Annotated in this window: 11 protein-coding genes and 1 pseudogene; 4 read left to right on the plus strand and 8 right to left on the minus strand. The window is 59.3% G+C overall.

The window, feature by feature from the left end; all coding sequences use genetic code 11:
* Positions 1–103 precede the first annotated feature (103 nt).
* On the plus strand, positions 104–910 hold the full coding sequence (locus tag AB4Z13_RS22170; RefSeq protein WP_442206832.1) for a cell wall hydrolase: 807 nt from the start codon (positions 104–106) through the stop codon (positions 908–910).
* Positions 911–930: 20 nt separating this feature from the next.
* Here AB4Z13_RS22170 and pepT read toward each other — a convergent pair whose 3' ends face one another.
* The 8 genes from pepT to AB4Z13_RS22210 all read right to left on the minus strand — a co-directional run bounded on the left by pepT (position 931) and on the right by AB4Z13_RS22210 (position 9176).
* Positions 931–2163 carry a peptidase T gene (gene pepT, locus AB4Z13_RS22175; RefSeq protein ID WP_442206833.1) on the minus strand — a complete coding sequence of 411 codons (1233 nt, stop codon included), beginning with the start codon at positions 2161–2163 and terminating at the stop codon, positions 931–933.
* Positions 2164–2246: 83 nt separating this feature from the next.
* The gene (locus AB4Z13_RS22180; RefSeq protein ID WP_442206834.1) at positions 2247–2996 is read right to left on the minus strand and encodes a metallophosphoesterase; all 750 of its coding nucleotides are present in this window, start codon (positions 2994–2996) and stop codon (positions 2247–2249) included.
* Between the two features lie 72 nt (positions 2997–3068).
* A complete protein-coding gene (locus tag AB4Z13_RS22185; RefSeq protein ID WP_442206835.1) occupies positions 3069–4127 on the minus strand; it encodes an ABC transporter ATP-binding protein in 1059 nt (352 codons plus the stop codon).
* Between the two features lie 4 nt (positions 4128–4131).
* A complete protein-coding gene (locus AB4Z13_RS22190) occupies positions 4132–4962 on the minus strand; it encodes a carbohydrate ABC transporter permease (protein ID WP_113321478.1) in 831 nt (276 codons plus the stop codon).
* A 3-nt stretch (positions 4963–4965) separates the two neighbouring features.
* Entirely contained in the window at positions 4966–5901 is a 936-nt protein-coding gene (locus tag AB4Z13_RS22195; RefSeq protein ID WP_442206836.1) for a carbohydrate ABC transporter permease, read from the minus strand.
* 93 nt (positions 5902–5994) lie between these two features.
* Positions 5995–7254: an ABC transporter substrate-binding protein gene (locus AB4Z13_RS22200; RefSeq protein ID WP_439017743.1), complete on the minus strand. Its 1260-nt coding sequence runs from the start codon at positions 7252–7254 to the stop codon at positions 5995–5997.
* A gap of 36 nt (positions 7255–7290) precedes the next feature.
* On the minus strand, positions 7291–8457 hold the full coding sequence (locus AB4Z13_RS22205; protein WP_439017742.1) for a PLP-dependent transferase: 1167 nt from the start codon (positions 8455–8457) through the stop codon (positions 7291–7293).
* Positions 8454–9176 carry a FadR/GntR family transcriptional regulator gene (locus AB4Z13_RS22210; RefSeq protein WP_442206837.1) on the minus strand — a complete coding sequence of 241 codons (723 nt, stop codon included), beginning with the start codon at positions 9174–9176 and terminating at the stop codon, positions 8454–8456. Before AB4Z13_RS22210 ends, AB4Z13_RS22205 begins: the two co-directional genes overlap by 4 nt.
* A 148-nt stretch (positions 9177–9324) precedes the next feature.
* Between AB4Z13_RS22210 and AB4Z13_RS22215 the strand changes: the two genes are divergently transcribed.
* From AB4Z13_RS22215 to AB4Z13_RS22225, 3 genes and pseudogenes are all read left to right on the plus strand, one after another.
* Positions 9325–10038: a DJ-1/PfpI family protein gene (locus tag AB4Z13_RS22215; protein WP_442206838.1), complete on the plus strand. Its 714-nt coding sequence runs from the start codon at positions 9325–9327 to the stop codon at positions 10036–10038.
* Positions 10039–10368: 330 nt separating this feature from the next.
* The gene (locus tag AB4Z13_RS22220; protein ID WP_442206839.1) at positions 10369–10752 is read left to right on the plus strand and encodes an RT0821/Lpp0805 family surface protein; all 384 of its coding nucleotides are present in this window, start codon (positions 10369–10371) and stop codon (positions 10750–10752) included.
* A 133-nt stretch (positions 10753–10885) separates the two neighbouring features.
* Positions 10886–11187 (plus strand): annotated as a pseudogene (locus AB4Z13_RS22225) (MBL fold metallo-hydrolase); the annotation flags it as partial.

Below are 11187 nucleotides of genomic sequence, written 5' to 3' on the forward strand. Positions count from 1 at the left end.
TTTTGTGATCTCCGGTTGTTTGTATTTTTGTCACATGCCGGGTAAAAACGTTTTCGCTTAGATCGAAAAGGGCTGGACTAATTCCAATAGGAGGCACCTGGCGTTGAGGGCGGAGATTTCCTTTGGAAAATCCCTGGTCGGGATTTTATTCGTAGGACTGGCAGCCGCGAGCTGCACGACGACACCGAAACCGGCGGCAGCGCCGGTTAAAGCCAAATCGAAACAGGTTCAACCGGCAAAGGTCACTTTCAATTACACCACAAAAGATCGCGACTGCCTGAAGCGGGCGATGTACTTCGAATCGCAGCATTCGGATGAGGATGGCTATCTGGCTGTCGGCAGTGTGGTCATGAACAGGCTGACCTCCGGCGCCTATGCCGATTCCATCTGTGGCGTCGTCGCCCAGAAGAGGCAGTTTGCGCCCGGTGTCATGACACGCGAGGTCAAGCCGCAGGCAGAGCCTGAGCTTGCGACCGCGGTTGACGCGATCCTGAAGGGCGAACGCCATCCGGCCGTGAAGGACGCGATGTTCTTCCACACCGCAGGATTGAAATTTCCTTACAATAACATGCACTATGTGACGGTCGCGGGCGGCAACGCCTTCTACGAGAAGCGCGACGAAGATGGAACGCTCGAAACGCCGCCACCACTGCCGTCCTACGAAGTCGCGATGAACTATGTGCCCGGCGAAAGCATGCTGCCGCCACAGTTCGAGGTGTTGATCCCGTCAGATGTTCCGGTACCGATCCCGTCCCCAGACCCCGCGGCAACGGCAAGTACCAACCCGTTGCCGATACCAGCAGCGACCGCGATCGAGCCTGAACCCGGCACGCCTATCGCCATCCCGACACCGCGCCCTGCCTATGACAGCGTGATGTTGCGACCAGGCATTTCGGCAAACGGCGGCTGATTGCGGAAGAATGAAGAGCGCTAGGCGCGCTCTTCCCAGACCTTGGCGAGCTCCACGATCGTCCTGACGGCCTTTTCCATATCCTGGCGGCTGATCCATTCGAGCGGTGAGTGGAAGGCATGACCGCCAGCGAAAATGTTGGGGCACGGCAGGCCCATGAAAGAAAGACGCGAGCCGTCGGTGCCGCCGCGGATACTGCCGCGCACTGGCGTCATATCCGCCCGGCGCACCGCCTCGACGGCGTTCTCGACAATCTCAGGATGACGGTCGAGCACAACCTTCATGTTGCGGTACTGTTCCTTCACGTCAAAACGATAGGTCGAGCCCGGATAGGCCTTAATCACATCCCTGACGATCGCTTCGAGCATGGTCTCCTTTTCGGTCAGACCCTCGTCAGTGAAATCGCGAATGATGAGGCTGATCGCAGCCTTTTCCATCGAGCCCGCCACCCCTGTCGGATGGATAAAGCCCTGCTTCCCCTCGGTCGTTTCCGGTGCAATCTCCTTAGGCAGCCGGTCGATAATCGCGCCGGCGATCTTGATGGCATTTTCCATCCGGTCCTTGGCAAAACCCGGATGGATTGCCACGCCGGCGATAACGATATCGACGCTATCTGCCGAAAAGGTCTCGTCCTCGATATGGCCGGCGGTTTCGCCATCCATCGTATAAGCAAATTCCGCGCCGAGCTTCTTCAGATCGACCTTATTGACGCCACGGCCGACCTCTTCGTCCGGCGTAAACAGGATCTTGATCGTCCCATGCTTGATCCCGGGATTATTGACGAGGATCTGCGCGGCAGCCACGATTTCCGCCAGGCCCGCCTTATCGTCGGCGCCGAGCAAGGTCGTTCCATCGGTCGTAACGATATCGTTGCCGATCTGATTCTTCAGCTCAGGATGTTCTGAAACACGGATCACCCGGCTCGGATCACCGGGAAGCTGGATATCCCCGCCCGCATAGGCCTTCACCATCTGAGGCTTGACGTTCTTGCCGGTGAAGTCAGGCGCAGTGTCCATATGCGAGCAGAAGCAGATGACCGGCACGCTCTTGTCGGTATTGGCCGGAATGGTCGCATAAACATAGCCGTGCTCATCGAGATGCGCATCCGAAAGGCCGATCTCCAAGAGTTCCCGAACTAGAACCCGGCCGAGATCCTTCTGTTTTTCGGTGGTCGGCTGCGTGGATGAGGCAGGATCAGATTGGGTGTCGATGACGACATAGCGGAGAAAACGGTCGAGAACAGTGTCTGTCATAATATCCATTCCAGCATGATCATCCTCTGATCATATAGCCATCGAAGGCCCTGTGATGAAAGCTCTTTTCCGCTCCCAGCGGGCTACGCGCCGGCGAGCGTCTGCATCGATACCACATGCGATAGCAGCCGGTCGTTCGTGACCTCGTGCACCAGAAAGGAGGAAGCGTCGAGAACGGGAAGATCAGCCCGATCCCCGAGAAGAAGCGGATTGGGCGGGCAAAGCGAACCGCATGTCTGGAGGGCAATCAAGCCCACTCTGCTGGAAACTGGCCGGTGAACATGGCCGCAGAGAATTCCAAGCGGCGGAGATCCCAGCGCGTTCAAAAGCTCAAGAAGCGCATCATCATTTCTGCACCCGACCTGATCGAGCACTTCTATGCCGATGCCGAACGGCGGCTGATGCATGAAGAGGAGAAAAGGTGTCGCAACATCGGCGAGCGTGCTCTTCAGCCACGACAGATGCGGCCGGATATCGCCATGGCTTTGGCCGGCTACCGTTACATCGACGCCAATAACGGTCGCGTCATTGAAAGCCGCCTGGAAATGCATCGGCCTCGACGGGTCTGCCCAGTTGCCAACTTCGGCAAGCTCGGCTCGCATCACCGATTGATCATCGCCGTTACCTGGCAAGATATAAGTGGGAAAATCCAGCACATGCAGGCTTTCCGCAATCTGACGATAGCCCTGTTGCCATCCGTCATCCACCAGGTCGCCGGTCAGGACAAGCGCATCCGGCCGGAAAGCCTTTAACCAATCGATTGCTCTTTCGAATGTGAGCAGCGACGGACTATCTGGACTGGCATGGATATCGGATATCTGCGCAACAAGCATATCGCCCCCCCCGATCCCTGAGGAAGGCAGTATGCCGAAAGCGACAGCCACATTCTATCGCCTTCCCTCCGTTCAATCGACGCGATTGCCCTCGCCGTTGAACACATGCAGATGCTTGGCCGGAAAGGTGACATTGACGTTCGGCCCCGCAGTCAACGCCTCACGATCGAGCGTGAAGATCTTGAACGGCAGGCCATGCAGCGAAAGATGCAGGATGATGCCGAAGCCGGTTGGCTCGACGAGCTCGACGTCGGCGGCAATCCCGGCCCCATCATTTGTCATGACGACATGTTCAGGCCGGATGCCAAGCGTCACCTTTTCGCCGTTCGACAAGGGCAGCGACGTGTTGAGCGGCACGATCGTGCCGTCCTTCAGCTTCACGCCGCCTGCTTCATAGCTCGCCTCGAGGAAGTTCATGCCGGGCGAGCCGATGAAGCCCGCGACGAAGAGGTTGGCGGGGCGGTCGTAAAGCTCCAAGGGGCTGCCGACCTGCTGCACGACACCGCCATGCATGGCGACGATCCGGTCCGCCAGCGTCATCGCCTCGATCTGGTCGTGGGTCACGTAGATCGAGGTCGCCTTGAGGTCGCCATGCAATTTTTTGATTTCGGCGCGCATCTGCTCGCGCAGGCGCGCATCGAGGTTCGACAGCGGCTCGTCGAACAGGAAGGCTTTCGGCTGGCGCACGATGGCGCGGCCCATGGCGACGCGCTGGCGCTGACCGCCGGACAGCGCCTTCGGGCGACGCTCTAACAGCGGATCAAGGCCGAGCTTGGAGGCTGCACTGGCAACGGCGCTGGCGATCTTTTCTTTCGCCGTTTTCCGGAGCTTCAGGCTGTAGCTCATATTGCCGGCGACATTCATGTGCGGATAGAGCGCGTAGGACTGGAACACCATGGCGATGTCGCGATCCTTGGGATGCAGCTCGTTGACGCGGTTGCCGGCAATACGGATCTCGCCACCGGTCACCTCTTCGAGGCCTGCAATCATGCGCAGCAGCGTGGACTTGCCGCAGCCGGACGGGCCGACCAGCACGACGAATTCACCGTCCTTGATTTCCAGATCGACGCCGTGCAGCACGGACATATGACCATAGGATTTCTGGATATTCTTGATGTCGATCGATGCCATGTGACTAACCCTTGACCGCGCCGGCCGTCAGGCCCTGGACGAGATAACGCTGGATGAGCAGGAAGAAGAGGCCGGCCGGAATGAGCGCCATGATGCCTGCCGCCATCATCTGCCCGAAATCCACGGAGAATTTCGAAACGAAGGTAAGAAGGCCGACCGGGAAGGTCGCCGCGTCATTGCCGTTGATCAGCATCAGCGCGAAGAGAAGCTCGCTCCAGGCCGCCGTGAAGACGAAGCCGAGGGTCGCAGCAATGCCGGGCAACGTCAGCGGCAGGATGATCTGCCGGAAGGCCGTGAACTGGGTGGCGCCATCGATCATCGCCGCCTCCTCGAGATCCTTCGGGATGCCATCGAAGAAGGACTGCATCAGGAAGGTTGCGAAGGGCACGTTGAAGGCTGTGTAGACGATAACGAGACCCGTCAGGCTGTTCGTCAAATGCAGCGGCGACAGGATCTTGAATATCGGCGCCACCAGCATGACGAGCGGGAACATCTGGGTCAGCAGCATCAGCGCCACGATCCAGTATTTCGCACGGAAGTTAAAGCGTGACAACGCATAGCCCGACAGCGCGGCGCAGATCGTCACTGTCACCGCCGTCGAAGCCGAGACGATGACGCTGTTCTTGAAGAACGTCGGAAAGGCGCTGTGCTCCAGCACGAAGCTGTAGTGCTCCCATGTGGTCCGCGACGGCCACATGCGCACGCCCTCGGTATAGAGCAGATCATTCGGCGTGACCGAGACCTTCAGGAGCCAGAAGAGCGGGAAGAGCGCGAAAACGACATAGACGAGGATCGCCAGACGGTGCGCGACAGTGGGGAGAATGGAACGTCTCATGGCTCAATCCTTGGCCAGCAGGCTCTGCCGCAGCAGGATGATCAGCATGGAATAGGCGAGGAGCAGGATCAGCAGCACCAGCGCGATCGCCGAGGCATAACCGAAATCGAGCCGCCTGAAGGCCTGGGTGAAGATGTAGCTGGCGACGATCTGTGTTCTGTCCGCCGGGCCGCCGCCGGTCATGACGACGATGAGATCGGCAAAATTCGAGATCCAAACGGTGCGCAGCATGACGGTGATGGCGATCGTCGGCGCAAGGAACGGTAGGGTGATCGACCAGAAGCGCTGGAACCAGCCGGCACCGTCGATCGAAGCCGCCTCATAGAGATCGCGCGGGATCGCCTGTAGAGCGGCGAGCAGTGTAATGGCGAAGAAGGGAATGCCCCACCAGACATTGGCGATGATCGGCCCCCACATCGCATATTGCGGATCGGAGAGGATATTGCCCGGCTCGTTCATCAGCCCAAGTGCAAAGAGCCAGTGCGGGATCGGTCCGATGACCGGATTGAAGAGCCAGGCCCAGTTGAGGCCGGCAAGAAAGGACGGCACGGCCCAGGGCAGGAAGACCAGAGCCTGAATGATACCCCTGCCCCAGAATGGCTTGTCGAGTAGAAGCGCGAGGATGAGGCCAAAGATGAACTGCAGAATGACGGAAGCGCCGGTCCACCAGAGCGTATTTCTGAGGGCACCATAAAACGCCGCATCGCGGGACAGCTCGCGGAAATGCTCGATCCCCACAAAGCCGCCGGAGAAGGGGTTGAGCAGCTGGATATCACGGAAGGCATAGGAGATGCCGACCACCAGCGGTACCAGCATGACTGCGATGATCAGGATCAACGAAGGCGCGCTGTAAAGATAGGGCTCCGAGGCATCGGCCAGGCGGCGCAGCCATGGCCGGCGGTCGCGGCGCGTCTCGAGCGTGTCGGCGGTGATGGTCATTACCCGATACTTCCCCTTGCGGCGCTTCGGCGCGCCGTCTGTCGTTGCATGAGCGGCGGCGGAAAATCTCCGCCGCCGCTTGCGCAGTTGACCTTATTTCTTGGCGAGGAACTTCTGCTGCGCCTTGGTAAGGTAATCGGCCCACTGATCGGCGAGGTCCTTGGCGGAGATGTCACCCAGCAGCGCCTGCTGCGAGGTCTTGATCGCCATGGAATCCTTGAAGAAGGCGAATTCCTCGAGGTAGGTCGGCATAACAGTCGGAACGGTGTCCTTGTCGGCGAGCTCCTCGAACCAGCCCTTGAACTGGTCACCGGCGTAGAACGGATCCTTCTCTGCGGCAGTATAGGCAGGCAGAGCGCCGATCTTCTTGTTCCACTCGATATTGCCCTCAGGCCCTTCGAGGGTCGCGATCAGCTTCCAGGAGAGATCCTTGTTCTGGCTCGTAGTGAACATCGACCAGCCGCCGTAGCCGATGGTCGGATAGGACTTGCCGGCCGGGCCTTTCGGCAGCGGAATTACGCCGAAATCTTCCTTCTTCATGCGTTCGGCAATGGCGATCAGCGCATCCGGATCCTGGTCGAGGAAGGCGCAGGTGCCGGAATAGAAGCCGGCTACGACTTCGTTGAAGCCCCAGTTGACGCTGTCCTTCGGGGCATAACCCTTCTTGTAGAGATCGACCATCCACTCGATACCCTTTGCCCAGCCTTCGCTGTTCATGGTCGAGGTGCCGTCCTCCTTGAAGTACTTGTTGTCGCCGGCCATGGAGGCGGCAAAGATCATCCAGCCGTTGAGGCCCCCCGGACCACCGCGCATGCAGTAGCCGTATTTGCCCGAGAGCTTGGAGACGGCTTCGGAGGCCTTGGTGAAATCCTCCATAGTCTTCGGCGGCTCCTTGACGCCGGCCTCCGCAAGCAGCTTCTTGTTGTAGAACATGGCGCGCAGATAGAAGCCGTAGGGCAGCATATAGGCGGTGTTGTTGACGTCACGACCAAGGTCCAGAGCGCGCGGCGTCAGTTCCTTGGTGTGCTCCCACTTTGCAAGATAGGGCTCGAGGCTTTCGAGCATGCCGTTATTGGCATAGAGCGACAGCCAGGTATCGGGCATTTCCATCACGTCGGGCACATCGCCCGCCGAAACCATGGTGGCGAACTTCTGGAAAGCTTCGTTCCAGGGCAGCGAGATGATGTCGACCTTGGTGCCGGGATTGGCGGCTTCGAACTTGCCGACGATCGATTTCAGCGTTTCGGTGCGCTCGGGGCTGGTGATGACTTCCACGAGCTTCAGCGTGGTGTCCGCAAAAGCCGTACCCGCCATCATCGTGGCGAAGAGTGTTGAGAGAATAAGCTTTTTCATTTTTGGTTCCCCTCCGTAGTTGTTGTGAGGTTTCGGTTAAGAGGCGACGGCAATCGCCTCCTCGATGTCCCTCCACAGGGCCTCGGTTCCTTCGAGGCCGATATGGAGGCGCACAGATCGCGGGCTGATGCCGAAGGCTTGTGCGGAATTCGGCTGTGCCTTCTGCTGCAGCACAACTTCGCCCGGTACGATCAGGCTTTCATGCCCACCCCAGCTTACGCCCAGTTTGAAAAGCTTGAGGTGATCTGCGAAGGCCCTGATGTCGATGCCTTCGCGGAATATGAACGAGAAGAGACCCGACGTTCCGTTGAGGCCGGCGGGCAGGCGGTTGGCGAGGCCCGGATGACAGACCTGCTCGATCACGTCGAGCGCCTGCAGGCGCTGCGCGATCGTCATGGCCGCCGCCTCGTGCGCCCGCATGCGCAAAGGCAGGGTCCGGAGGCCCCGGATCAGCAGCCAGGCATCGAAAGGCGACAGCTTGCCACCGAGATAGGGATAGGATTCGGCCTTGATGCGCGCGATCATCTCTTTCGAGCCGGCAACGACACCGGCAACGACATCGCTATGGCCGCCGAGATATTTGGAGGCCGAATGGATGACGAGATCGACGCCGAGAGTTATCGGCCGCTGGAAGAACGGGCTCGCCCAGCTATTGTCGATCATGGTGACGACGCCATGCTTTTTGGCGAGTGTGGCCAGCGCGCCGACATCATGAGCTTCCATCACCCAGCTCGTCGGGCTCTCCATATAGAAGACCTTGGCACCGGGCAGCGCTTTGGCGATGGCCTCTTCGTCACGGCCGTCGACATAGGTCACTTCGACCTTCATGCGCTTCAGGATCGTGCCGAACAGGCGGAAGGCGTCGGGATAGACATGCTTGACGGCGACGATACGGTCACCCGGCTCCACGAAGCTCAGTACCGCAGACGAGATCGCCGCCATGCCGCTTGCAAAACCCAGAGCATCCTCGGCACCTTCGAGCTTTGCCAGCATCTCCTCGAACATGCGCACGGTCGGGTTCAGCCCGCGCGTGTAGATCGGGCGCACCTTTTCGCCGCGATAGGAGGCGATCATGTCGTCGTAGTCGGAAAAGGTGAAAAGCGAGGTCTGGAAGATCGGCGGAACGACCGCCTCGGCGAAGTTGCCCTCGTCATGGGCGGTGATCAGCGAAGCGAGGTCGAACGGTTCGAGGCCGTCAGTCATCGGGACATTTCCTTGATGTCTTCCTCGACCACGTCGAGGATTTTCAGTGTCTCACGCCGTGCCGCCTCGGTGTCCTGGGCGGCGATGGCGTTGAAAAGGGTGCGGTGAAAGGGAAAGGACCGGCGAGCGAAATCCTGCCGGTCGAAAGGGTGCGTCCAGAAACGCTCGAAGGTCTCGCGCATTTGTTCGAGAAGCTGGCGGAACAGCGGATTGTGCGTGGCGTCGTAGACCGCCAAATGGAAGGCGAGATCTTCCGGACCTGAGGCGCCCTTGGAAAGATGCACCCGCTCCATCTCGTCGAGTTTTTCTTCGATGACGACGAGATCTTTCGCCGTGCGCCGCCGAGCCGCCACCATGCCGGCCTCGCATTCGATGCCGCGGCGAACCTCCAGCGTCTGCAGCAGCACATCGCGCAGATGCGGCGTCTCGAACGATAGCGGCATATGAATCGTATCGCGAGAAACCGGTTTCAGCAGATAAGTTCCGCTGCCCTTGCGCGTCTCGATGACGCCGAGCGCCTGAAAATGCCGGATTGCCTCGCGAATGGTAGACCGCCCGACGGCAAGGGCTGCCATCAGTTCACGCTCCGCCGGCAACCGGTCGCCCGCCTGAAGCCGCGCATCCTCGACATAATGCGCCAGCGCTTCCGTCACCTGACGGGCGCGGTCCATCGTCGGAAGCGGCCGGATTACCGGCCTGTCGCTACCATTTGCCTTCATGGTTCCCCAAGTTCTTTTCTAAGGCAGCCCATCCAAAAAATTGGTCTGACGTCTTAGCATTTCTCAAAGATGGAGAGGCGTCAAGGCGGTATTTACTGTAGAGCGTAATCCAATACAGGGCGGGGCCGCGGGGCCGACGGGTCCGTATTTGAACGAGACGGTCGTGCCCGCCATGGCGCTCATTGAAGCCGGTTATGGCGTGGTACTGGCCACGCCGAACGGCAAGAAGCCGCACATCGACGAAGTTTCGGATTCGGCACAGCATTTCGGCGGCGACGAGCAGGCCTATCAACGGTCTCGAACTTTTTTTGCGAGACACTCCTCGATGAATGAGCTGCGCAGTTTGCGCTCGGTGATCGAGGAAGGGCTGGAAAATTATGCCGGGGTGTTCCTCCCAGGCGGCCAGGCGCCTGTCGTCGATCTCATGCAGGACGCCGAACTCGGCGAGATCCTGCGGTACTTCCATGCGCTCAAAAAGCCGACGGCTTTCCTCTGCCACGGCCCGATCGCGTCCCTTGCCGCCGTGCCGAATGCCAGGCAATTTCGGGCCGCTCTGATCATCCGCGACATGGTCAAGGCGTCGGAGATGGCAAAAGGCTGGCAATATGCCGGCTACAGGATGACGGTCTTCTCGGCCAGCGAAGAAAAGTCCGTCGAGGAGAACATTCTTCGCGGCAAGCTGTACTTCACGATGCCCGATGCTTTGCAGATGGCGGGCGGCGACGTGAGCACCAACCCAGTCGACTTCGAGCCCTACGTGGTCGAGGATCGCGAGCTCATCACCGGTCAGAATCCGCGCTCCGACCACCCGCTCGCCGCGAAGCTCATCGCAGCACTCGATCGCGCGACGTCGGCCGGTTAGCGTTCAGCACCGCCGCCAAAAGATCCGGCATTTGGTCGAGCGAGATGGTACGCAAACCAACCGAGTTTCGTCGCCTGGAAACATTTGCTGGGCTAGGTATCATCGTGTCAGGCGCAACACTATAAATCGACAATCTGTGATCAGGCCGAACACAGACCCCTTGGGCATCAACGACCGCGACAGACCACGCTGGCATACGACGACCGGCCAAGCCGATGCTCTCCGTCGAAGAAAATCTGACGGAATGTCAGGGTGAACCATCTTCGAAAACGTCATTCTCCGGTAAAGGCAATCAAACCCCGCCAGAATATGAACTATTAGTAACTTGAAATGCAAAAAGCAAAACGCTTTATCCGGGCGATGAATCCGAAGCACTTCATCTCGGCAATGAGCATCGCGGCTTTGACGGCATGCTCACATATCGAGCCGCTTGAGACGCCCCTCGCCCAGTCAGCAATCCCGCACCAGGCGCCCTTGACCGATCAAGCGGTGATCGCAGATACAGTCGGTCGCAGTGCTGTCGGGGCAACCGCGCTCGCTTGGGCCAACCCATCGACAGGCAGCGCGGGCGTTATCGAACAGATCGATGCCAGTAACGATGGACCGGACGGATGTCGCGGTTTTGTAACCAGTCGGCAATCGCTCGACGGCGTGATGCGCGTCAACGGCGTAGCTTGCCCGTCTGGGGACAGTTGGAAACTGGGCAGGCAGTAGGGTATCCTACTCCTACGCCAGCTCCTTGAATTGCATCCGCTAGAATCGCAGTGATATCTTCGCGAGATTGCGATGTGACCTGGCTTGGCGATGGAGACTGACTTCATCGCGCCCGAAGTGAGAGGATCTCGTCATGCCGAATTCCAAAACATTGTTCGTGGCTTCGTCTCTGGCGTTGGCTATCGCAGCCTCCGCCTCCGCGCAAATGCCTCCGCAGCAGCCGGACTCAAAGGCCTTCAAGATTGGCTCCCTCGATCTGGTTTCGTTGCACGACGCCCAGTTCGTACTGCCGAACGACGGCAAGGTCTTCGGTGTCGGACACTCCCCAGAGGAAACTGGTGAAGTACTCAAAGCAGCAGGTGCGCCCACCGATACCGTCACGCTGAGCGTGGACGCGTTGTTGGTGAAAGCGCCAAAGCGCGTGATCCTGATCGA

The organism is Rhizobium sp. YAF28 (assembly GCF_052113285.1).
In the GTDB taxonomy this organism is placed as follows: Bacteria; Pseudomonadota; Alphaproteobacteria; order Rhizobiales; family Rhizobiaceae; genus Rhizobium.